This window comes from Marinobacter sp. L-13, assembly GCF_056857715.1.
Genome location: NZ_JBSXNQ010000043.1, coordinates 92,805 through 115,522, shown reverse-complemented (window position 1 = coordinate 115,522; position 22,718 = coordinate 92,805). Strand labels below are relative to the sequence as shown.

The window sequence follows — 22,718 nt, the reverse complement described above, 5'->3', positions numbered from 1 at the left end:
GTCCTGACGATTGCCTACTTCGACCGGTTGGGAGTGCCGAGACTCTCGTGAACCCTCAACGTCTCGAACCGCCCGGTGCGGACCCGCATGCCGGGTGGTGTGGGAGGGGTGGAGCCTCATGGCTCCCCCCTATCCCGATTTTCCGGAAACCTGTCGTCTTCGTAATCGCGTCTGCTCAGAGACACGTTATGATGGGTGAAATTCACCCGAATATGAGGGATACGTATGTCGATGATTGGTTCGGTTAAAACGTTGTGCGTGGCTCTGGTGATGGCGGCCATGGTGGGCTGTGCGACTGTCGGCAAAGACTTCGCCACCCACAATGTGGACCAGATCCAGATTGGTGAAACCACGCGGGCCGATATCCAGGAGATGTTCGGCGAGCCGTGGCGCACCGGGATCGAAGACGGCAAACGCACCTGGACCTATGGCAAGTACAAGTGGTCTGCCTTCGGTGAAGCGGAAACCACCGACCTGGTGGTGCGGTTCAACCAGGACGGCACCGTGTCGTCCTACGTGTACAACACCACCGAATAACTCCCGAAGAAAACAGGCGCGGGGCTGCCTTCAGCCCCGCAAGCCTCCTACCAGCTTATCGATGCTTTCCTTGGCATCGCCGAACAGCATACGGGCGTTGTCCTTGAAGAACAGTGGATTCTCCACCCCGGAATAACCGGTGGCCATGCCCCGCTTGAGGATAACCACCTGGTGGGCCTTCCAGACCTCCAGCACCGGCATGCCGGCAATCGGACTGCCCGGGTCTTCGGCGGCGGCCGGGTTCACGGTGTCGTTGGCGCCGATGACCAGCACCACGTCGGTATCCGGGAAGTCATCGTTGATTTCGTCCATTTCCAGCACGATGTCATAAGGGACGTGGGCTTCCGCCAATAGCACGTTCATATGCCCTGGCAGACGGCCGGCCACCGGATGAATGCCGAAACGCACGTTTACGCCCCGTTCCCGAAGGATCTTGGTCATCTCGCTGACGCCGTTCTGGGCCTGGGCCACCGCCATACCGTAACCGGGCACAATGATCACCGACTGGGCGTTGCGCAACTCCTCGCAGACATCATCGGCACTGGATTCGTGCACCGTTTGATCGGCGTCCGCGGCCGCCGAACTGCTGCTGGTCTGGCCGAAGCCACCGAGAATCACGCTGATGAACGAGCGGTTCATGGCCTTGCACATGATGTAGCTGAGGATGGCACCGCTGCTGCCCACCAGGGCACCAACGACAATCAGCAGATCATTGCCCAACATGAAACCGATGGAAGCGGCGGCCCACCCGGAGTAACTGTTTAGCATGGATACCACCACCGGCATGTCGGCGCCGCCAATAGCCATGATCAGGTGAATGCCGAGGACCGAGGCAATGGCGGTCATCAGGATCAGGGCAACGATTCCCAGGGCCATGCTCTCGGTGCCCAGGAACCAGGCCCCGAGCAAGACGCAGACAATGATCGCTGTCAGGTTCATCAGATGCCGTCCGGGCAGGGTCAGCGCCTTGCTGTCGATTCGGCCGTCCAGTTTGCCGCAGGCCACCAGTGAACCAGTGAAGGTAATGGCACCTATAAAAATGCCGACAAACACCTCCACCAGTTTGATGGTGTGCTCGGTACCGGAGGTGGCAATCAACGGCTCGATATAACCGGAAAAACCTACCAATACCGCCGCCAGACCCACGAAACTGTGGAGCAGGGCGACCAGCTGAGGCATCTGGGTCATTTCCACCTTGTTGGCGATGGGAATGCCAATGCCGGCACCGAGCAACACGGCAATGATGATGGCGGTAATGCCTCCGTCTACGCTGGCCAGAGTGGCCCCCACCGCGATGATAATGCCGGCGACGCCGTAGAGATTACCGCGCCGTGCCGATTCCTGGTGGCTGAGGCCACCCAGGCTGAGAATAAACAAGATACTTGCGACCACGTAGGCCACGCTCACCAGTCCTGTGCTCATATCGGGCGCCTCCTACTTGCGGAACATTTTGAGCATGCGATGGGTGACCCGGAAGCCACCGCCCACGTTGATGCTGGCAATCAGCACCGCCACAAACGCCATGATGCCAACGGCAATATTCTCCGCCTGGGCCAGATGCAGAATGGCGCCGATAACGATGATGCCGCTGATGGCGTTGGTAACGCTCATCAGGGGGGTATGCAGGGAAGGGGTTACGTTCCAGATCACCTGCCAGCCAATAAAGCAGGCCAGTACGAACACAGTGAAGTGTTGCAGGAAGCTTTCCGGCGCGTGGGCGCCCACTCCGTAGAGCGCCAGGGCCGTCACCACCAGAAGAACGCCTTTGCCGATCAGGCTGCGACGGTCCGCGTCCTTCTTGGCGGCCGCTTTTGCTTCGGCTGAAGGCTCCTCGGTGCCCGGTGCGGGCTTGGGGCTGACCGGCGATTCCGGTTGTGGCGGCGGCCAGGTTATTTCGTCCTCGTGAACCACCGTCAGGCCGCGGATGACTTCGTCTTCCATGTTCACCAGCGGCGTGCCGTCTTTCTCGGGTGTCAGCTCGGTGAGCAGATGCACCAGGTTGGTGGCGTACAGATCACTGGCCACCTTGGCCATCCGGCTGGGCAGGTCGGTGTAGCCGATCAGGGTAACGCCGTGTTGATGGGCGACTTTGCCCGGTTCGGTCAGTTCGCAGTTACCCCCTCGCTCTGAGGCCAGATCCACGATCACGCTGCCGGGCTTCATGGATTTTACCATGTCGGCGGTGATCAGTTTCGGTGCCGGTTTGCCGGGAATCAGGGCGGTGGTGATGATGATATCCACCTCTTCCGCCTGCTCTGCAAACAGCGCCATCTCCGCCTTGATGAACTCGTCACTCATCTGCTTGGCGTAACCACCGCTGCCGCTGCCTTCCTCGTCACCGAAATCCAGTTCCAGGAACTCGGCGCCCATGCTCTCGACCTGTTCCTTTACTTCCAGCCGGGTATCAAAGGCCCGCACGATAGCGCCCATGCTGTTGGCCGCGCCAATGGCTGCCAGGCCAGCCACCCCGGCACCGATGACCATGATTTTCGCGGGTGGCACCTTGCCAGCAGCGGTAACCTGCCCGGTAAAGAAACGCCCGAAGTGGTTCGCCGCCTCGATCACCGCCCGATAGCCGGCGATGTTGGCCATGGCGCTGAGTGCGTCCATCTTCTGGGCGCGGCTGATGCGGGGCAGGCTGTCGATGGCGAAAGACGTGATCTTTCTGGCGGCCAGCTTTTCCAGCAATTCCGGGTTCTGGGCTGGCCAGATGTAGCTGACCAGAAACGCGCCCTCCTTCATCAGATCCGCTTCGTGTTTGCCCAGTGCCGGATTTTCCATGGGCGCGCGGACCTTGAGGATAAAGTCGGCTTCTTTCCACAGTGAGCTGGTATCGGCTGCGATGGCTGCGCCCACTTTTTCATAGGCGGCATCGGAGTAGTTCGCCGCCTCGCCGGCGCCGCCTTCCACGATCACGTCATAACCAAGTCCGATTAACTTGTGAACAGAAGGTGGCGTGGCGGCCACTCGCCGCTCGTCCTCAAAGATTTCCTTGGGGATACCGATTTTCATTATTGGTTTGCCTCCGGATTTCCCGATTGATCACTTGTTCTGGTTATCTACATACTAGTGCAGGTTGCCAGATCTGCCCGGAAAGCGGATTTATCGGAGGTATATCAGCCCTGCCTCAGGGCGAGGCGTTCGACTTCCGTTTGCGACAGGTGATCAAGCATCGCACCCCGGAACTGCCGGTTGATGAAATGTTCGGTTTCGGTCTGGATGGTTTCGCGCTGGGCGGGTTTCTCGATGTAATCCATGGCCCGGAACAGGATGTAGCGGATGGTCATGCGGGAGACTTCATGAATGGTCTCGGACGGCACGGCGCTCACCAGTTGCCGCTCGATAATGTCTTCGGCCATTTCCCGGGCGCTGGCTTCAAGCTGTGATTCAAGGGCCCGTCGCAGTATCGGGGAGGGGCCGTGGAGTTCCCGCACGGCCACCGTAGTTGCCGCCGGATTGGCCAGGAAGTAGTGGTACACAAACGCCACCGTATCCCGCGACGCCTGTTCGGAAGAATCCGCCATCTGCCGCAGATCCCGGACCCCGGCTTTCATCTCCTCGGCAATGTAACCCAGTACCTGCAGGCCGAATTCATCCAGGCTCTTGAAGTGTCGGTAAAAGGTATTCGGATTCAGCCCCGCCTCCCGGGCAAGCTCCCGCAGTCCCAGCGACGTCAGGCTCCGGGTTTCGGTAATCAGCCGAAGCGCAGCCTGGATGAGTTTCAGCTTTCCGCCGGTTAATCCGTTCATCTTTTCCTCTGCTTTGGAGGTTGGCCGCGTTGGCAGGTATTCCGAAAACCGCTGCAAGTACGTCCATGTACGCTTGCTCTCCGCCATCCCTGGCTCCGAGCATTTTCGGAATACCTGCCCACAAATGACCAGCCCCCCCAGCCAGAGCCCGCCGCAGAGGCCAATGATCAGTCACCTGAGGCCAATCACCGAACCAGGAGTATACGGTTGTATACCAAGCTGTGTATACATGTGTCTACCGGCCATGATGACCCGCCGGATAACAACAGACAAGGTCTAGTGTCCCGTTTAGCTGGGGCACTGGGGCCAACGCAGGAGTGCAGCAATGACACAGAACACACAGATCGCCATCATCGGCACCGGATTCTCCGGCCTGGGCATGGCCATCAAACTCAGGGAAGCCGGCTACAACGACTTCGTGATCCTGGAGCAGAGTGACGACATCGGTGGCACCTGGCACCAGAATCATTACCCGGGGTGTGCCTGTGACGTGCAGTCTGCACTCTACTCCTTCTCCTTCGAGCAGAACCCGAACTGGAGCCGGATGTATGCCCAGCAGCACGAGATCAAGGCGTATCTGAAACATTGCGCCGAGAAATACGGGCTGATGAAGCACATCCGGCTGAACACCCACGTGGCGGGAGCGCGATTTGATGAGACCCACCAACGGTGGGTTGTTGAAACCTGTGATAGTCCGACGCTTTGGGCGTACATGCAGGAAAGAGGCGTGAAGCCGGGAGACCGGTTGGATCGAACCGATAAGGGGCTGCCGGAATTCACTACCTTGAGGGCCGATATCCTCGTTTCCGGAATGGGGGGATTGAGCACGCCGGCGTATCCGGAGATCAAGGGGATCGAATCCTTCACGGGCAAGCGTTTCCACTCCCAGGACTGGGATCACGACTACGATTTGCGCGGCAAGCGGGTGGCGGTGATCGGGACCGGTGCCTCGGCCATCCAGTTTGTTCCGGAGGTGGCGAAGCAGGCGGCAAAGGTAGACCTGTACCAGCGCACACCACCGTGGATCATGCCCAAGCCGGACCGTGCCATCCGGCCAGTGGAGAAGCGGCTTTTCCGGATGTTCCCACAAACACTTAATGCGTTCAGGCAGAGTATCTACTGGTCGCTTGAGGCGCGGGTACTGGGCTTTGTGGGCAATCCGCGTATTCTGAAGTTGGGTGAACTGCAGGCCCGCCGGCATATCCGCAACCAGATTCCGGACAAGGCCTTGCGCAGAAAGGTTACCCCGGATTTTCATTTCGGCTGCAAACGGGTGCTGATTTCCAATAACTACTATCCGGCGCTGGCCCAGGACCATGTGGATGTGGTGACCGAGGGTATCCGTGAGGTGCAGGGCAACACCGTGATCGATGGTCAGGGCAACAAGCGGCAAGTGGATTGCATCATCTACGGCACCGGTTTCCGAGCCCAGGACCCGATTCCCGCGGGCATGATCTTTGGCCGTAATGGTCAGGATCTGCTGGATGCCTGGAAGGATGGCGCCGAAGCATACAAAGGCACCACCATCAGCGGTTTCCCGAATTTCTTCATGCTGATGGGGCCGAATACCGGCCTCGGCCACAGCTCCATGGTGTATATGATCGAAAGTCAGATCCAGTACGTGCTGGATGCCCTCCAAAAGATGCGCCGGCAGCAATGGAGCAGCATGGAAGTGAAGCCGGACGCCCAGAGCCGTTACAACGCTTCCATTCACGCAAAGCTTGGTGATTCAGTCTGGCAGACCGGCTGCAAGAGCTGGTACGTGAACGAAAACGGCAAGAACACCACATTATGGCCAGGCTTCACCTGGCAGTTCCGTCAGCAGACACGACGCTTTGATGCGGCTCAATATCTGGTTCGTGCACCAGAATCCGGGGTTAGCGAGCGCGAATCGGCTCTGGCCGTTTAACGGTTGGCAGCGGGGGACTTTCGGGCAGCTTTCGGGCGTGTCCAGGTTGCGTTTTGGCCCTTTTGGCCAATACTGAAAGGATGGTCTTGCCGCTCTCGGCCAAGGATGTCCCCTGATGAAGCTGTTTCACTGTGGCCGATGCGCCAACCTGCTGTATTTTGAAAACAGTCGTTGTACCAGTTGTGGGTCTGGACTGGGCTTTGCCCCGGATGTCATGGACTTGCTGGCTATCGAGCCAAACGATGATGGCACCTGGGCGGCCGTCGCCCGGGGCGACCTCTACAGGCTTTGTGGCAACTATCAGAACCAGGGTGCCTGCAACTGGCTGATCCCTTCTCCGGACGCCCACACCTTCTGTGTCGCCTGCCGACTGAACCGCACCATCCCCGATCTCAGCATTCTGAAGAACAACGATCTCTGGCGGCGTCTGGAGAAGGAAAAGCGGCGTCTGGTGTATTCGGTGTTGCGCCTTGAGCTGCCCTGCGAACCCCGTAATGAGGACCAGTACGGGCTGGCGTTTGATTTTCTGGCTGACCAGCCGGCGATGTTCGACGAACGCGCGAAAGTAAAAACCGGCCACGCAAATGGCGTGATCACCATGAATATTGCCGAGGCAGATCCTGTGGAACGGGAGCGGATGCGCAGCCAGATGGCTGAGCCTTATCGCACTGTTTTGGGGCATTTCCGTCACGAATCCGGTCATTACTACTGGGACATCCTGGTCCGGTCCGGGCCGTGGCTTGGGCCGGTTCGGGAGATGTTCGGTGATGACGCCAGAGACTACAAACAGGCGCTGGACCAGTATTACCAGTACGGCCCGCCGGGTGACTGGCAGAGCTGGTACATCAGCTCCTACGCCAGCAGCCATGCCTGGGAAGACTGGGCCGAGACCTGGGCACACTACCTGCATATGGTGGATACATTAGAGACTGCCTGGCAGTTCGGGATGCGGGTGAATGCCCGCCAGCGCCCGGTAATGAACAGCGAACCAGACCCTGCGTTTGACCCCTACCAGGCCGACGATTTCGATGCACTGATCAAGCACTGGTTACCCCTGACGCTTGCGCTCAACAGCCTGAATCGAAGCATGGGGCATGACGATGCCTACCCCTTCGTGCTTGCGGCTCCGGTGGTGGAGAAACTCCGTCTGGTACACCGAATAGCTCACGGTGGTTAACGAAAGGACCCCAAATGAAAAAGAACAAATCGATAGACTGGAAAAACTACGATCCCAACGAGTTCTACGATGAACTGATTGCTGCCAAGGGCAAGCCCCGGCCTGCGGCCACGGCGATTACCGACTACCTGGGCAATCTTGGTTCCGAGGAAATCCAGGCGCGCCAGCAGGCGGCCGAACTGGCGATACTTGAGATGGGGGTCAGCTTCACTATCTATAGCGAGGGCGAAAATATTGACCGGGCCTGGCCCTTCGACATCATTCCCCGGGTTATTTCGCGTCGGGAGTGGGAAACCATCGAGCAGGGTCTGGCCCAGCGCCTGACGGCCCTAAACATGTTCATCAACGACATCTACAACGACCAGAACATCGTCAAGGACAAGGTCATCCCCAAATATGTGTTCGCCAACTCGAAGAACTTTCGCGAGCAATGTCGGGGGTTCACGCCGCCACTGGGGGTCTGGGCGCACATCTGTGGATCCGACCTGGTGCGGGATAAAGATGGCAAGGTGTATGTTCTTGAGGACAACCTGCGGGTCCCCTCGGGTGTTTCCTACATGCTGGAGAACCGTCAGTTGACCAAACGGGTGTTCCCGGAGCTGTTCGACAAAACCAGCATTCTGCCGGTCGATGACTACACCAACCAGCTGTTCGACATGCTGGCGTCGATTTCGCCCCGGCCTCAGGACCACCCGAAAATTGCGGTGCTCACGCCAGGTATTTTCAACTCCGCCTATTTTGAACATTCCTTCCTGGCTCAGCGCATGGGCGCCGAGCTGGTAGAAGGGGCCGACCTGGTGGTTGGCGAAGATGATTGTGTCTACATGCGTACTGTCGAGGGCCTGGAGCGCGTGGATGTGATTTATCGCCGCATTGACGACGATTTCCTGGACCCGGAGGTATTCCGTTCCGATTCCACTCTGGGCGTGCCCGGTCTGATGCGAGCCTGGCGCAATGGCAAGGTTGGCCTCGCCAATGCACCGGGTGCCGGCGTGGCCGACGACAAGGTGATCTACGCCTTCGTGCCGGACATGATCCGTTACTACCTGGATGAGGAGCCGATCATCCCGAACGTGCCCACCTACATGTGTGTGAACAAGCAGGATCAGGAGTATGTCCTTGAGCATCTCGACGAGTTGGTGGTCAAGCCCGCGAACGAGTCCGGGGGCTATGGCATGCTGGTGGGGCCCCATTCCACCAAGAAGCAGCGCACCGAGTTCGCGCGCCTGATCAAGAAGAACCCGCGCAACTACATCGCCCAACCCACATTGAGTCTCTCTGTGGCCCCAACTTTGTGCGACGAGGGCCTGGCGCCCCGACACCTGGATCTTCGGCCTTTTGTGCTGCAGGGCGTGAGAACCTACGTTACGGCTGGCGGGCTTACGCGGGTGGCGATGCGAAAAGGCTCCCTGGTGGTGAATTCGTCCCAGGGCGGTGGAAGCAAGGATACCTGGATCGTGGACGAGGAGAATTGATGTGCTGTCACGTGTAGCGGAACGACTGTACTGGATGGCCAGATACCTTGAGCGGGCCGAGAACAACGCCCGGATGATCATGGCCTTTAATTCCCTGGCGTTGGACATGCCCCGGGAAACCCAGCTTTCCTGGAAGGGACTGGTGGCCGTGACGGGCATGGGGGCGCTGTTTGACCAGCATCATCAGAAGGCCGATGAGCGCAACTGTGTGAAGTTTCTGATGGCGGATGGCTACAACCCGAGCTCCATTGCCTCCTGCATCAAGGCCGCCCGGGAGAACGTGCGCACCACCCGGGACCAGATTCCAACCGACGCCTGGGAGGTGATCAACGAGCTGTACCGGTACATCCTGGAGAACATAGATCAGGGGGTTGGTAAGCGGGCGAGGTACGAATTCCTCAACGAAATCGTGGGTCGCTGCCAGATGCTCAATGGTTTGCTGGCCGGTTGCATGAGTCACGATGAGGGGTATGACTTCATCCGAGTAGGCCGCAACCTGGAGCGGGCGGACATGGCCACCCGGCAGATTGAAGTGGGCGCCCTGCAGTTCCTCGACGGCTGGGATGGCACCGAAACCTATGGCGGGCTGCTGTGGACCAGTGTCCTGCGTTATCAGAGTGCCTTCCAGATGTACCGTCACAATGTGCGGCGGAAGGTCAGCGGGCCTCTGGTCATTCGTTTCCTGTTGCAGAATGAGCCGTTCCCGCGATCGGTGCTGCACAGCCTCAGCGAAGTCGCGGGCGCTCTCGACCGTCTGCCAAGGAACGAGATTCCGCTCCGCACCGCGTTGCAGGCGGTACGTCACACCCGGGATGGGGACGTGGATGCACTGATCCGCAAGGAGGACGTGATCCTGTTCCTGGAAAAACTGCAGTTAGAAATCGGTGAGCTTCACGACGATATTGCAGAGACGTGGTTTCCTGTCTACGAGACAGCCTGAAACTCCCAATTTTATTCGCCTGTGAGATAGGTTCCATGTCGATTCACGTTGCCCTGAGCCATACCACCCACTATCGCTATGAGCGCCCGATCAGCCTGGGCCCGCAAATAGTTCGATTGCGTCCGTGTCCGCACGGGCGGACGCGCATCCTCAGCTACTCGCTGAAGGTGGAACCAGAGGGTTATTTCCTGAACTGGCAACAGGACCCCCAGGCCAATTATCTGGCCCGCCTGGTGTTTCCGGAGAAAACCGAAGAACTGAAGATCACTGTGGATCTGGTTGCCGAGATGGCCGTGATCAACCCGTTCGATTTCTTTCTGGAACCCCGGGCAGAGACCATTCCGTTTGAATACGAGGAGTGGCAGACGGCAGAGCTGGCGCCTTATTTACAGAAACTACCGGAAACACCGGAATTCCGTAAGTGGATGGCCACCATAGACCGCAAGGAAACTCCCAGCGTGGATTTCCTGGTGGGTGTGAACCAGAGCCTTGCTGACCGTATTGATTACCTGATCCGGATGGAGCCGGGCGTCCAGACCCCGGAGGAAACCCTGAAAAAGGGCTCCGGCTCCTGTCGGGATTCGACCTGGTTGCTGGTGCAGACGCTCCGGCATCTGGGGCTGGCGGCGCGCTTTGTGTCCGGCTACCTGATTCAGCTCAAGGCAGACCAGAAAGCACTGGATGGCCCTTCGGGCGCTGAGGAAGACTTCACCGATTTGCACGCCTGGTGCGAAGTCTTCCTGCCGGGCGCCGGTTGGGTGGGGCTGGATCCGACGTCCGGCCTGTTTGCCGGAGAAGGGCATATCCCGCTGGCCTGCAGCCCGGATCCGTCCTCGGCGGCGCCAATTACCGGCATGGTTGAGGAGTGCGGGGTCGAGTTCGAGCACCAGATGAGCGTTCAGCGCATCTGGGAAGCACCTCGGGTGACCAAACCCTATACCGAGGCCCAGTGGCAACGCATCGTTGGGCTGGGCCATGACGTGGACCAGCGTCTGACAGAACTGGATGTGCGTCTGACCCAGGGCGGTGAACCCACCTTCGTGGCGAATCACGACCGGGACGAGCCGGAGTGGAACACCGAGGCCATGGGCCCCACCAAGCGCAAGAAGGCCATCGAGCTCTATCACCGGATGCGGGATCGCTATGGCGCTGGCGGGTTGGTTCATTTCGGCCAGGGAAAGTGGTATCCGGGGGAGCCGCTGCCCCGATGGTCCCTGAACTGTTACTGGCGCAAGGATGGCGAGCCGATCTGGCGGGACGAGCGCTGGCTGGCGGATGAGCGCATCGAAGGCAACGCAAGCCCGGAAGATGCCCACAGGTTTTTGTCGGCCCTGGCGAAAGAGCTTGGTGTTGATGAAAAACAGCTGTTCCCGGGGTTCGAGGATGCCTTTTATTACTTGTGGCGGGAACGACGTCTACCGGTCAACGTCGATCCTTTCGATGCGAAACTCGAGAATGCCTTGGAGCGCAAGCAGCTTCAGCAGATTTTCAGCCGGGGACTGGATGAGCCCGTCGGCTACGTGCTGCCACTGCGTGTGTCGGAAAAGGAACAGGCCTGGGAAACCGGCCCGTGGTTCCTTCGCAGTGAACGCTGTTACCTGATTCCGGGCGGCTCCCCCATGGGGCACCGGCTGCCTCTGGACAGCCAGCCCTGGGTGGAGGAAGCCGATTACCCCTGGATCCATGAGCAGGACCCGTTTGCGCCCCGTGGCCAGCTGCCGGCCAGCGAGGAAATCCGCCAATGGAACAGCCGGGGCCAGTCCGGGCAGGTGTCGCCGGAACGGGCGCCGCCTAAAAAAGGAAAGTCGGCACCCGAGATTGTCCGCACCGCCCTGTGCGTGGAGCCCCGGGAGGGCATTCTTCGTATTTTTATGCCGCCGCTGGAGAAGCTGGAGCCATACCTTGCCCTGGTTTCCGCCATCGAGAAAACCGCCAAAGAGCTGCAGCAGTCGGTTCTGCTCGAGGGGTATGAGCCACCCTCGGATCACCGGTTGAGTCATTTCCGCATCACGCCAGACCCCGGGGTGATCGAAGTGAATGTGCAGCCGGTCCGGACTTGGGATGAGCTGGTTGAACAGACTGAGACTCTGTACGCGGACGCCTATGAGTGCCGGCTGACCTCCGAGAAGTTCATGATGGACGGACGTCATACCGGCACCGGTGGTGGCAACCATTTTGTATTGGGTTCGCAAAAGGCAGAGGATTCCCCGTTCCTGCGGCGCCCGGATCTGCTGCGCAGCCTGATCAGCTACTGGCATAACCATCCCAGCCTGTCCTATCTGTTTTCCGGCCTGTTTATTGGTCCCAGTTCCCAGGCGCCGCGGATTGATGAGGCGCGCAACGACCATGTGTTCGAAATGGAACTGGCGTTCCGGGAGATGGAGCGGTTATGCCCTGTGGGCAAAAAAGTCGCGCCCTGGGTGGTGGACCGCTTGCTCCGGGACCTGCTTACGGACGTCACCGGCAATACCCACAGGGCCGAGTTCTGTATCGACAAGCTCTATTCCCCGGACGGCCCGGGTGGGCGTCATGGTCTGCTCGAGTTGCGGGCCTTCGAGATGCCACCCCATGCCCGCATGAGCCTGACCCAGCAATTGCTGCTGCGGGCGCTGGTGGCCCGATTCTGGGAGCAGCCCTACAAACCCAGCGGGCTGGTTCGCTGGGGAACCGAGCTGCACGACCGGTTCCTACTACCTCACTATGTCTGGCAGGACTTCGAGGACGTCATCGACGATATGAAGGCCCAGGGTTACCCGCTCGAGAGCGAGTGGTTCGCGCCCCATTTCGAGTTCCGGTTCCCCCGGATCGGCGATTACAAGGTCAAGGGCATAACCCTTGAGCTGCGTTCGGCTCTGGAGCCCTGGCATGTGACCGGGGAACACGGCGCTATCGGCGGCACCGCCCGCTACGTGGATTCTTCCCTGGAGCGTTTGCAGGTGAAGGTACGCGGCGCTGCCCCGGATCGTTACCAGATCACCTGCAATCAGGTGCCGTTGCCGCTTCAGCCAACAGGGATGGTGGGTGAATCGGTCGCCGGCGTCCGGTACCGGGCCTGGCAGCCATCCCAGTGCATGCACCCGACCATTGGTGTGGATGGGCCTTTGGTGTTTGATATCGTGGACACCTGGAATGAACGCAGCCTGGGCGGCTGTGAATATCACGTGACCCATCCCGGTGGCCGGAATTTCGAGACTTTGCCGGTGAACTCGTTCGAAGCGGAAGGCCGCCGCATGGCGCGCTTCTTCCGGATGGGACACAGCTCGGGGCAACAGCCCCTGCGGCCGGTTCCGGAGCATCGGGAGTTTCCGTTTACCCTGGATCTGCGATATCACAAATAAGATGCCTGGACATGTGGTTTGATGCTGGCTCCGGAGAGTAGAAAGCGGCTATGCTTCCAGCTCACTGACTAACGGAGCCTGAATTCAAGGTGGCGAAGCAGCAAGCAGTTACTGACATCCTCCGCCAGTACCATCCGGTGCCGGACCGGTTTGATGAGCTTGGCACCGGGGGTTCCGGGCCCAAGTCGCACTGGCGTCCGTTGTTGCAGCAGCTGAACCTTGAGTCTGTCGCTGGTCTCAACCTCAGGGCTCAGGCGGTTTCCAATGCCATCGCCGAAGATGGCGTAACCTACAACGTCTATGAAGACCCCCGCGGCGATACCCGACCCTGGGAGGTGGATCTGCTGCCGCTGGTGTTGGGCGCCGATGAATGGCAATGGCTCTCGAAAGCCGTCGCCCAGCGTGCAGAGCTCCTGGACAGCGTTCTGGCCGATCTATACGGCGAGCAGTCGCTGTTAAAAGAAGGTCTTATGCCTCCGGCCCTGGTCTACGGGCAGGCGGGTTTCCAGTGGCCCTGCCAGGGGATTCAGCCTGCCGGGGGCCGGTTCCTGCACCTGTATGCCGTGGATCTGGCGCGCGCACCAGACGGCGGTTGGTGGGTAATGGCAGACCGTACCCAGGCGCCCTCCGGCGCCGGTTACGCCCTTCAGAACCGGCTGGTGATTTCCCGGGCGTTCCCGGCGCCATTCCACAACCTGCCGGTAACCAACCTTTCGGAATTCTTCCAGGGTTTCCAGAACAGCCTGGCGGGCATGTCGCCAGCCGGAACCGAGTCACCGCTTTGCGTTCTGCTGACCCCGGGCCGTTTCAACGAAACCTATTTCGAACATGTGTTCCTGGCCCGTTACCTGGGTTTGCCGCTGGTCGAGGGCCAGGATCTGACCGTGCGAGATGACACGGTGTACCTGAAAACGCTTCAGGGCCTGCGGCGGGTACACGCCATTTATCGCCGGCTGGACGATGGCTTCTGTGATCCGCTGGAGCTTCGCGCCGATTCCGTGCTGGGGATTCCCGGGCTTCTGGGAGCGGTGCGGGCAGGCAAGGTGCTGATGGCAAATGCCCTGGGTTCCGGGGTGCTTGAGAGTGCGGCGTTATTCGGGTTTTTGCCGGAGATTTCGAAGAAATTACTGGGCTCGCCTCTGGCTATGCCGTCGGTGGCGTCCTGGTGGTGTGGTGAGAAACCGGCTCTGGATTATGTCATTGAGCACCTGGACGAGCTGGTCATTAAACCGGCCTTCGCGAGCATGCGAATGGAGCCGGTGTTCGGTTACCAGGTGAAAGGTGCAGAGCGGGACGCCCTGATCAAGAAGATGCATGCCCATCCCCATGCCTTTGTCGGCCAGGAGCTCGTCCATCTTTCCCAGGCGCCGGTCTGGAAGGGGGATCCGGAGCAGCCGCTGGCCACCCGGTCCATCGGCCTGCGGCTGTTTGCGGCGGCCACGCCTTCCGGCTGGCGGGTCATGCCCGGTGGGCTGACCCGGGTCGCCATGGATGCGGGTGTGGAAGTCATCTCCATGCAACGGGGAGGGCTGTCGAAGGACACCTGGGTACAGGCTCGCTACACGGCTCCCTCCAAGTCACTGATCAAGAGACGGCTGCAGGTGTCTGACCTGCTCGACGGCGAGCGGGACACGCCCTCCCGGGTGGGGGAAAACCTGTTCTGGATGGGCCGGCACTCGGAGCGGGCGGAGGGAACTGCCCGTTTATTGCGGGCGGCGTTCAACCGTCTGTCGGGCCACGACCAGGCCAGCGAAGAAGCCCTGCTCGGGCTGCAACAGGCAGCCGAACAATTCGGGACCCTTCCGGAGCCTGAAGAAGATGCGGTCCCCGAGCCGCTTCCCGACGCCTTGTTGAGAGCGGTGAGTGACCTGCAATTTCCGGGTTCAATCGCGTCGATTCTTGATGCCCTGCTGTTCAACGCCAGCCAGGTCCGGGACCGTCTGTCTTCCGACAACTGGCACACGCTCAATCGGGTGGGCAAGCCCCTGAGCCCGGCGCCAACCACGCCAGACCGGTCGATTCGGGCACTGAACCTGGTGTTGCTTGATTGCATCTCCCTGGCGGGCTTTGCGATGGATGACATTACGCGGGATGCCAGCTGGGTTTTCCTGGTGATCGGCCGGCGCCTGGAGCGACTGGCCAATCTCTGTACGCTGATTTGCGTGCCCCTGTTCAGCGACCGGTTCAGCCGCCATGCCATGCTCGAGTGGCTGCTGGAAGTGGCCAACTCGGAAGTCACCTACCGCACCCGGTACCGTCGGACACCAGAGCTTCTGGGGGTACTCCATACCCTGGTGATAGACGCAAGCAACCCTCATTCGGTGATGTTCCAGCTGCGCCAGCTGCAGAAGGACCTGCCGGAAATGGGGCGTAAAACCGGCCAGCTGTTTCCGCCGGATCTGAACGAATCGCTGCAGCGGCTGCGAGCGCTTGATTTGCATCCGTTTGAGCGCAAGCGCCCGGACAAAGCCTGTGAAGCCCTGGCGGAGCTATTGTGTGACATCCGGTCGGAGGCCTATCGTGTGTCTGATGAAATTCAGCGGCAGTGTTTTATTCACACCCGGTATTCCGACCGGTCTGTGAACCCGGATTGAGGCACCTGTCATGACATTTGTCCGTTACCATGTGCGTCATGAGACCCTCTACCAGTACGATCAGGTGGTGGGGGAGTCCCACCATTTGCTGAGACTGACACCGCGGGCCCTGCCCTGGCAGCGGAATCTGGAACATCATCTGGCGATTGCACCGGAACCCCCGGTGCGAAGCTCGTTCCTGGACAGTTTCGGCAATCGGATTACCAAGATTGATTTTACCGCGGAACATGAGTACTTACGGATCATCAGCGAATTCTGGGTGGAGCTTCGTGAGCGTCCGAAACCCTCGGCAGCCGCGGCAAAAGTTCCCTGGGAAACCGTCCGCGATAGCCTGCGGTACCGTGCCGACAGGAAGTTCCCGGCGGACCATCTTCAGGCCACGGCGTTCCGGTTTGTCTCCACCAATGTGCCCATTGATTCCCAGTACGCCGCCTATGCCCGGGAGGCGTTCCTTCCGGGGCGCGCGCTGGTAGAGGCGGCTGATGCCCTGATGCGGATGATTCATCGCGACTTTCGCTTCGATGCGACTGCAACGGAAACCTTCACCCCGGTTGAGCAGGCGTTCAAGGCCCGTCGCGGGGTCTGCCAGGATTTCTCCCACATCATGATTGCCTGCCTGCGTTCGGTTGGGCTGGCGGCCCGTTACATGAGCGGGTATATCCTGACCCATCCGCCCGAGGGCAAGGAGCGCCTTGTTGGAGCCGATGCTACCCATGCGTGGGTGGCTGTGTTCGTGCCGGATTTCGGCTGGCTGGAGCTGGATCCTACCAATGCCCTGAGGCCGGACCTGGAACACATTACCCTCGGCTGGGGCAGGGACTTTTCCGATATCACCCCGATGCGGGGCGTCCTGCTGGGGGGTGGTGGACATGAACCGGAGATTGCCGTGACCGTGGTGCCCGAGGAGGAGTTCGCCTCCCTGTACGGCGACGGCGAAACCTATCTGGAAGAACTATCGACTTAACCGAATCCACCCGTCCGGTTGTGGTTGAGCTTATCCATACGTTCACTTCCTTACGGCGGAGTGCCGCATAGCAAGCTATGCTTGCGGGCTTTCGATGGCACCCGGACGACACGGAATGATTGAAACGTTTTTCTCGACTTACATCAGCAGCACCATTCGCTTCCTGTTCCTGCTGGCGCCTTTTTTCGTAGTGACCATGTTCCTGGCGCTGACCAGGGGCCTGCCAGCAACCGAGAAAACATCGATCATCCGCCGTGCCTGCGTTTCGGCCTTTCTGATGGGCGTGATTCTGTTCTTTGCCGGCCCGCTGTTGTTCAGCGCCATCGGCATTACCCTGAATTCGTTCCGGATCGGTGCCGGTTGCCTGCTGTTTCTGACCGCCATCAGCCTGGTGACCAGTGGTACCCGGAATCACGCCACCGGGCTGCCTGATGAGGACCGTGATGACATTGCCGTTGTGCCACTGGCTATTCCGGTGATGATTGGCCCGGCCACCATTGGTGCAATCATGGTGTATGGCGCCGAGCTTAACCGGGTATCCGAAGTGGCAGGCGGACTCCTGGGATTGGTATCCAGCCTGCTGATCCTCGCGGTGCTGCTGCACCTGTCCGGCTACCTGGAGAAGGTGCTGGGCAAGACCGGCCTGAACATCATGTCCAAGATCAGCGGTCTGATCCTCTCTGCTATGGCGGCTGAAATCGTGTTGACGGGCATTGCGGGTTTCATTGCCTCCACCTAGCCTGATAACGGTTCGCCTTATTATGAAACCTGGTTAGTAGATCAGGGGGTTGGTGCGTCTTCGTGGAAATTCAGCGAGGCTTGTGGGCGGACGTCAAAGTAGTTCTCGTAGCGCCCGCTGTTTCTGAATTCGGCGAGTCGACGATTAAAGACTTCGACCAGATGCTGAGTCTCCGGTCCATTCTTGGGGAATAACAGGAAACTCTCGTTCTCGAGGATTGGCTTCGGGTGGTGGGTGACCTGTTGTACTTCCCAATGGCTTAGTTCCCGGTTCAGGATGAAATACCCCACGTTGATTTCTTCCGGAAAAGCGTCAATTCGGCCATAGAGCAGTTTTTTAAAATTCAGAACTGTTGAGGCAGCCTCATCCACGGAGAGCAGTTTGTTGTCCACGGCCGTATCGAAGTCCGGCCCATAGCTGTAACCGATACTGGTGCCAATCTTCAGGTCCGACAAGTCTGACAGGTTGTCCCACTCCAGCGGTCGATCCTTGCGATAAAACAGCACGAAACGCTCTTTCATTACCGGGTCGCTGTAGGTGAAATCTTGCTCTCGTTCAGGGGCATACATCCATATAGCGGTTGCGTGATGGCTTCCGGAGGCAGCTTCGCGATACGCGCGTTGCCAAGGCCGAAAATGGAAGGTAACGGTGTAGCCTTCTTCGGCAAATATGTCTCTGACCATCCGGGCGACGGAGCCTTGCCCCGGTTCCCCTTCAATAAAGAATGGCGGCCAGTCGCCCACGCTAATGTCCAGGTGCTGCCCGGGCTGCGCATGAGCGCCACACGCCCAGAGCAACCCTACAGTTCCCAACACCGTGATGAATTTTTTAATCTTCATAAGCCGAGTCTAAATGCGAAGCGCTCCAAATTCATACGCTCAAGGTAGCGTTGTCAGATCGCAAGCGCAATTCGCTCTGGCAGCGAGCCTGAGATAGGACTGTCTGCTAAAGAGCGACGAATCACGGGTTGGGCAAATTGCCCGTCGATCCTATAAATTCGATAATAAGCCCCATATTCTATGAGAGACACGAGTGTCTCGCGGGAATAGATTCTTTTATTCAGGGTGTCTGATGTCTGCTAATACCGTTGAACACAATCGCAAAAGGCACGATTTCTCCGGCGTTGAGTCGGTCTGGCTGTTCGGCTACGGTTCCCTCATCTACAAGGTGGATTTTCCCTTCCTGGAGCAGCGTCCGGCGTCGATTCGGGGCTGGGAGCGACGATTTTGGCAGGGTTCACACGATCACCGGGGAACACCGGAGTCGCCGGGCCGGGTGGTGACCCTGATCGAGAAACCTCATGCTGTTTGCAAGGGCATGGCATTCCGGGTGTCGCCTAATGTGTTCGAACATCTGGATGTGCGGGAAAAGAACGGTTATCTGCGCCTGAGCACCACGCTTACCTTCGACGATGGCAGCCATGCCGAGGGTCTGGTTTATATTGCCACCGAAGACAACGAGGCCTTCCTGGGCCATGCGCCGCATGCCGATATTGCCCGCCAGATTGCCTCCGCCTCGGGCCCCAGTGGTCCCAATGCCGAGTATCTTCTGAGGCTGGCGGAATCCCTCCGTGCGCTTGGTGCCGATTGCCCTCACACCTTTGCCATTGAATCTCACCTGAAGTCTGCTTCCAAAAACGACACGCTTGCCCACTAGAACGTCAAGCAGACCGGGCGTTTCGTAAAGATCCTGCAAAGCCCGCTTCGGGGCGCTGACATTCTCTCCCGGTTCGATAATCTGGGTTCAGAGGCATCCGGCACTGGGTCCGGATGCGAGATCTGTCTCTGAACAGAACGGGAGAATCATCATGAAGCGATTGTTGATCGGAAGCCTGGTAACGGCATTCCTGATGGTGTCTGCTCCGGTGATGGCGGATGATGACCGCCGGGGTCAGGGTTGGCAGAAGCACCATGAACGCGGCAAAGCCTCACCTCCGGGTCATGAGAAAAAGTTCCTGCAGGCCCATTACCGCGACAGCCATTACGATCGGCACCATCACAAGCCCCGGCACTACAAACAGCATAAGTGGGACCGCAAGCACCACAATCGTTACGATCGCCACGGCTATCATGGTGACAAGCGCCATTGGGGCAAGAAGCACAAGCGCGATGTCTATCGCGACAGGCATGACCGCCGGCGTGACTGGCATCGCAACCATTCAGGCCATTACCGCCTCAAACCGGGCTACGGTGACGGATTGCCGCCGGAGGCCCGGATTGGTCGGATCATTCACGACACTCACGCGCTAATTGAATCGTCCCGGCACTGAATGAAGCTTCCTGGCTCCGGAGCTGCTGTTGCTCCGGGGCTGGATTAAATCCTCTTGCAGGCTCCTTGCGCCGGTGCTGCAGGCCAATGAGCAGCAGGGGCACCACAATCATCAGGCTGCCAGCCAGGAACCACAGGTCGGGCACTTCACCGAACCAGATCCAGCCAATCCCCACGGCCCAGATAAGCCCGGTGTATTCGGCGCTGGTGACCTGGTTGGCATCCACCTGCCGATAGGCCAGCAGTACGGTGATGTTGTAAACGAGAATAAACAGCGCCGAGCCCATGGCACCGATCAGGATGCCAGAATCCCATTGGGCGCCTTCCCACCAGGCCAGTGCACCCGCTGCGGGCAGAATCAGCAGGTAATTCAGGAACAGTTTGTGAACGGTGCTCTGCTGTTTCGGCAGTTTTCGGACCAGCACGGCGTTGATGGCCAGGGCAAAGGCAGAGCCAAGCGCCGCCACGGCCGCCCAGTTGAATTCCACCGGCCGCAGGATGAGCACAATACCGGCAAAGCCGCTGAACACCGCGCTGACACTCAGCGGCGTGAGTTTTTCCCGGAACAGGAATACCGAGAGCACCATCACCAGGATGGGCGCGGCGTAGAACACGGCGTTGGCGGTCGCCAGCGGCAGGTTGGCCAGGGCGACTACCATGCACAGCAGGCCGGCCAGGTGGATGTGGGCCCGGAAGGTGTGGATTTTCAGGCCGGCGAACAGGTTTTTCCGGTCCAGTTGCCCGGCCATTGGCAGCAGGAGTGCCAGGGTGATCAGGCAGCGCAGGAAGGCAAACTGGAACACCGGGGCGCCGGGTTCGAGGAGTTTGATGAACACGTCAGAGATCAATGCCATGGCGTTGCCGATCACCAGCAGCAGGATGGCGCTGTTTACGGTTTTTCCAGACATGTTTTTCTCCTTTGCTCTTCAAGTTCGGGTGCAAGAGCAAATCGAGTGGCTCCCTCCGAAAACCGCTGTGAATACGTCCCTGTACGCTTGCTCTCCGCCATCCATGGCTCCGAGCATTTTCGGAGGGAGCCACACGATCTGCTCCCGTAACATGGAGGGCAGTCTAAGTGGGTGCTAATATCCGATAAAATGATCAATATTCACGTGCTATTAGAAAATTAGATAATGAAGCTGCCACCCCTGAAAGCCCTGCCTGTTTTCGAAGCCGTTGCCCGTCTCAACAGCTTTTCACTCGCTGCCGATGAGTTGGCGGTGAGCCAGAGCGCCGTAAGCCATCAGATCAAGCAGCTGGAAACCTACCTGGGCGAGCAGTTGTTCTGGCGCAGTGGACGGACGCTGTCGCTGACCGATGAGGGCCGGCAGTACCTGGATGCGGTCAGTTCAGCGTTGTTGCAGATTGAGCGGGCCAGTGAGCAGATTCTGGGGCATGAGGAGTCCTTGCTGAGGCTCTCGGTGTTCAGTTCGTTTGCCGTGCGCTGGCTGGTGCCAAGGTTGCCGGATCTGAAGCGGTTGCATCCTCAGCTGGATCTGGCGCTGGAGATGAGTAGTGGTAATCCGGTGTTGTCGGATCGGGTGGCGGATTGTTTTATTACCGTTAAGCCCACCTCGCCCGCATTCAGCTATGAGCTGCTTTACGAGGAGCGTCTGTTCCCCGTATGCAGCCAGGATTACTGGCAGAAGATACGCCGGGAGCTGTCGCTGGAGGAGGTTTCCGGCGACCCGGCGTCGATGTCATTAACACCGGCAATGGTGGCGGAGTATCCGTTGCTGTCGACATACAGTATCTATGACCGTCAGGGTGGGGACTGGGAAGCCTGGTATCGTGAAGCGGGCCTGGACCTGCCCCGATCGAGCCGTTTGTTGCATTCAAGCCATATGCTGCTTTCGCTGGAAGCTGCGCGCTTCCACCAGGGAATTGCGCTGACCAACGACTATATGCTCAGCACCCGCAAGGATTCCGGTGACTTTGTGCGCTTGCCCTGCCACTCCGTTATGACGGGCGACATTTTTTACTTTGCATGGAAAACCAGCCGTCGTCGTGAACGAGGGATTCAGCTTCTGCGGCGTTGGCTGGTTTCAGAAGCGATCAATTCAGGATTACGTCCGGAAGAGGTATCCGATTAGCCGGGCAGGCGAGCAGGATGTTAATCCTGCGACGGAACGTAACGTGGACACTGAGCGTGTGTACACAAAGTTATCGGGGCTTGGCGATCCATCGAGCCCGTTCCTGACCTTTGTCTGAGAGGAGCCACAAGACTATGTACAAAACTCTGTTTGCTGCCGTTATTGTATTGCTGTTTGGTGCGACCACGCCCGTCAACGCTGGCAATCACACCGATGCATTGCCGCCCGGGCTGCAGAAGAAGTTGGAACAGGGCAAGCCGCTGCCCCCTGGCTGGCAGAAAAAAGTGGATATTGGCCGGGGCGACCGTTTGCATCGTGAGCTTTACGATTATGGTGATGTGCGCGACATCGGCGATGGTCGGGAAGAAGTGAGAGTGGAAGACCGAATTTATACGGTGATCAAGGACACTCGGGAAATCATCAACATTCTCGATCAGTAACGGGTCACTCCCCACCGCCCGTTTTATCCGGCGCTTTCGGACTGAAGGCGCAGCGGTCTGGCTTGATGTCCAGTAGCGGAGTGCCGTCCAGACAGTCCAGGCCGCGTACGATCAGCGTTCCTTTTTCTATACGAATTAGTTTGACCATGGACGTGCCAATCGGATTGGGCCGAACCGGCGACCGAAGGGCGAAGGTTCCGAAGGTCTGGCCGTCGCTTCTGGGGCTTTGTCGGACCAGATCGCGTCGGCTCTGGTCCAGCCAGTAGAGCACCTCAATGGTGTCGTAGTCTTCGAGTCCTTTCAGTCCTTCGTGCCAGACAGGATCCAGAACCAACTGGCACTCCGGGCCTTCTGTATTGCCCTGGCGCGGGCAATCCTTGCGGTCGCGCCAGGGGGTATGAATGGTGCCGATGAATCGCAGCGTTGCATCGGAGGCCGGTTCAAGTGCCACGGCCTCCTCATTCGGACGCAAATCACCAGGATCGTTCATCGGCT

At 59.1% G+C, this 22,718-nt stretch carries 19 protein-coding genes; 13 read left to right on the top strand and 6 right to left on the bottom strand.

Features of this window, described 5'->3' with window-relative positions; all coding sequences use genetic code 11:
- Window positions 1–231 precede the first annotated feature (231 nt).
- Window positions 232–537 carry an outer membrane protein assembly factor BamE domain-containing protein gene (bamE, locus tag AC13DD_RS05580; protein ID WP_053113314.1) on the top strand — a complete coding sequence of 102 codons (306 nt, stop codon included), beginning with the start codon at window positions 232–234 and terminating at the stop codon, window positions 535–537.
- Window positions 538–567: 30 nt separating this feature from the next.
- Here the strand turns inward: bamE and pntB are convergent, their stop codons facing one another.
- The 3 genes from pntB to AC13DD_RS05565 form a co-directional block, all read right to left on the bottom strand.
- Complete coding sequence (gene pntB, locus AC13DD_RS05575; RefSeq protein ID WP_053113313.1) at window positions 568–1,959, bottom strand: Re/Si-specific NAD(P)(+) transhydrogenase subunit beta; 1,392 nt, start codon at window positions 1,957–1,959, stop codon at window positions 568–570.
- Between the two features lie 12 nt (window positions 1,960–1,971).
- Complete coding sequence (locus tag AC13DD_RS05570) at window positions 1,972–3,549, bottom strand: Re/Si-specific NAD(P)(+) transhydrogenase subunit alpha (RefSeq protein ID WP_008172671.1); 1,578 nt, start codon at window positions 3,547–3,549, stop codon at window positions 1,972–1,974.
- Window positions 3,550–3,653: 104 nt separating this feature from the next.
- Window positions 3,654–4,286, bottom strand: a complete 633-nt coding sequence (locus AC13DD_RS05565) for a TetR family transcriptional regulator (RefSeq protein WP_039881970.1) — start codon at window positions 4,284–4,286, stop codon at window positions 3,654–3,656.
- Window positions 4,287–4,611: 325 nt separating this feature from the next.
- On the opposite strand from AC13DD_RS05565, the gene AC13DD_RS05560 reads away from it, so the two are divergent.
- The 8 genes from AC13DD_RS05560 to AC13DD_RS05525 all read left to right on the top strand — a co-directional run bounded on the left by AC13DD_RS05560 (window position 4,612) and on the right by AC13DD_RS05525 (window position 17,422).
- Window positions 4,612–6,195 (top strand): flavin-containing monooxygenase, encoded by a 1,584-nt coding sequence (locus AC13DD_RS05560; protein WP_053113312.1) that lies wholly within the window; start codon window positions 4,612–4,614, stop codon window positions 6,193–6,195.
- A gap of 115 nt (window positions 6,196–6,310) precedes the next feature.
- Window positions 6,311–7,372 carry a zinc-binding metallopeptidase family protein gene (locus tag AC13DD_RS05555; protein ID WP_053113311.1) on the top strand — a complete coding sequence of 354 codons (1,062 nt, stop codon included), beginning with the start codon at window positions 6,311–6,313 and terminating at the stop codon, window positions 7,370–7,372.
- Between the two features lie 14 nt (window positions 7,373–7,386).
- Window positions 7,387–8,847 (top strand): circularly permuted type 2 ATP-grasp protein, encoded by a 1,461-nt coding sequence (locus AC13DD_RS05550; protein WP_053113310.1) that lies wholly within the window; start codon window positions 7,387–7,389, stop codon window positions 8,845–8,847.
- A gap of 1 nt (window position 8,848) precedes the next feature.
- Window positions 8,849–9,787, top strand: a complete 939-nt coding sequence (locus AC13DD_RS05545) for an alpha-E domain-containing protein (protein WP_008172676.1) — start codon at window positions 8,849–8,851, stop codon at window positions 9,785–9,787.
- 35 nt (window positions 9,788–9,822) lie between these two features.
- The gene (locus tag AC13DD_RS05540; protein ID WP_053113309.1) at window positions 9,823–13,125 is read left to right on the top strand and encodes a transglutaminase family protein; all 3,303 of its coding nucleotides are present in this window, start codon (window positions 9,823–9,825) and stop codon (window positions 13,123–13,125) included.
- Between the two features lie 89 nt (window positions 13,126–13,214).
- Complete coding sequence (locus AC13DD_RS05535) at window positions 13,215–15,719, top strand: circularly permuted type 2 ATP-grasp protein (protein WP_008172679.1); 2,505 nt, start codon at window positions 13,215–13,217, stop codon at window positions 15,717–15,719.
- A 10-nt stretch (window positions 15,720–15,729) separates the two neighbouring features.
- A complete protein-coding gene (locus AC13DD_RS05530; protein WP_008172681.1) occupies window positions 15,730–16,683 on the top strand; it encodes a transglutaminase family protein in 954 nt (317 codons plus the stop codon).
- A gap of 115 nt (window positions 16,684–16,798) precedes the next feature.
- Complete coding sequence (locus AC13DD_RS05525) at window positions 16,799–17,422, top strand: MarC family protein (RefSeq protein WP_008172684.1); 624 nt, start codon at window positions 16,799–16,801, stop codon at window positions 17,420–17,422.
- 41 nt (window positions 17,423–17,463) lie between these two features.
- Here AC13DD_RS05525 and AC13DD_RS05520 read toward each other — a convergent pair whose 3' ends face one another.
- On the bottom strand, window positions 17,464–18,261 hold the full coding sequence (locus AC13DD_RS05520; RefSeq protein ID WP_482930953.1) for a substrate-binding periplasmic protein: 798 nt from the start codon (window positions 18,259–18,261) through the stop codon (window positions 17,464–17,466).
- Window positions 18,262–18,493: 232 nt separating this feature from the next.
- Between AC13DD_RS05520 and AC13DD_RS05515 the strand changes: the two genes are divergently transcribed.
- Window positions 18,494–19,078 (top strand): gamma-glutamylcyclotransferase, encoded by a 585-nt coding sequence (locus tag AC13DD_RS05515; RefSeq protein ID WP_424005204.1) that lies wholly within the window; start codon window positions 18,494–18,496, stop codon window positions 19,076–19,078.
- 151 nt (window positions 19,079–19,229) lie between these two features.
- Window positions 19,230–19,691, top strand: a complete 462-nt coding sequence (locus AC13DD_RS05510) for a hypothetical protein (protein ID WP_482930952.1) — start codon at window positions 19,230–19,232, stop codon at window positions 19,689–19,691.
- Here AC13DD_RS05510 and AC13DD_RS05505 read toward each other — a convergent pair.
- A complete protein-coding gene (locus AC13DD_RS05505) occupies window positions 19,648–20,598 on the bottom strand; it encodes an EamA family transporter (RefSeq protein WP_476158335.1) in 951 nt (316 codons plus the stop codon). The two genes, AC13DD_RS05510 and AC13DD_RS05505, sit on opposite strands and share 44 nt — an antisense overlap.
- A 225-nt stretch (window positions 20,599–20,823) precedes the next feature.
- Between AC13DD_RS05505 and AC13DD_RS05500 the strand changes: the two genes are divergently transcribed.
- Both AC13DD_RS05500 and AC13DD_RS05495 read left to right on the top strand, forming a co-directional pair.
- Entirely contained in the window at window positions 20,824–21,783 is a 960-nt protein-coding gene (locus tag AC13DD_RS05500; RefSeq protein WP_482930951.1) for a LysR substrate-binding domain-containing protein, read from the top strand.
- Window positions 21,784–21,917: 134 nt separating this feature from the next.
- Window positions 21,918–22,223, top strand: coding sequence for a hypothetical protein (locus AC13DD_RS05495; protein ID WP_053113294.1), 306 nt, complete (start codon window positions 21,918–21,920; stop codon window positions 22,221–22,223).
- A gap of 4 nt (window positions 22,224–22,227) precedes the next feature.
- Here AC13DD_RS05495 and tsaA read toward each other — a convergent pair whose 3' ends face one another.
- Window positions 22,228–22,674, bottom strand: a complete 447-nt coding sequence (gene tsaA / locus AC13DD_RS05490) for a tRNA (N6-threonylcarbamoyladenosine(37)-N6)-methyltransferase TrmO (protein ID WP_482930950.1) — start codon at window positions 22,672–22,674, stop codon at window positions 22,228–22,230.
- Between the last annotated feature and the right edge of the window lie 44 nt (window positions 22,675–22,718).